The sequence below is a fragment of the Neisseria sp. P0022.S010 genome, from assembly GCF_051956635.1.
The window spans coordinates 1-434 of the sequence record NZ_JBQCXF010000942.1 but is presented as its reverse complement, the minus strand read 5'-3'; the positions used below and the strand labels follow the sequence as shown (position 1 = coordinate 434).

At 47.5% G+C, this 434-nt stretch carries 1 pseudogene; it reads left to right on the top strand.

Annotation, left to right across the window (positions count from 1 at the left end):
* Window positions 1-434, top strand: a pseudogene (locus tag ACTHUT_RS22230) (c-type cytochrome); the annotation flags it as partial.

Genomic DNA, 434 nt, shown 5'->3' with positions numbered 1-434 from the left:
ACTTTGACCTACGACGATTGGTTGTGGGGCGTCGAACCGTAAAAAATTCAGTAAACCATTGAAGAAGGCCGTACTGCAACAATGAAGGCTTGTGGTCCTGAAGGAGGTTAAGAGCAAGTAAAAGATGTGGCACAATATGTCATGTCCTTATCCAAAGCAAAAGACCAATACGATGAAGAACGTGACGCACGTGGTAAAGTCTTGTTTAACGGTCCCCCAGCAAGATGTTTTACCTGTCACGGCGACAAAGGTCGAGGTATCCAAGGCGTTGCTCCGAACCTGACCGACAACGTATGGTTGTGGGGCGGTACTCAAAAATCGATTATCGAAAACATCACCAACGGCAGACACAGTCCAATGCAGGCTTGGGGTCACTTCCTCGACAAGGACAAGCTGCATATCATGACTGCCTATGTTTGGGGTTTGTCCAACAA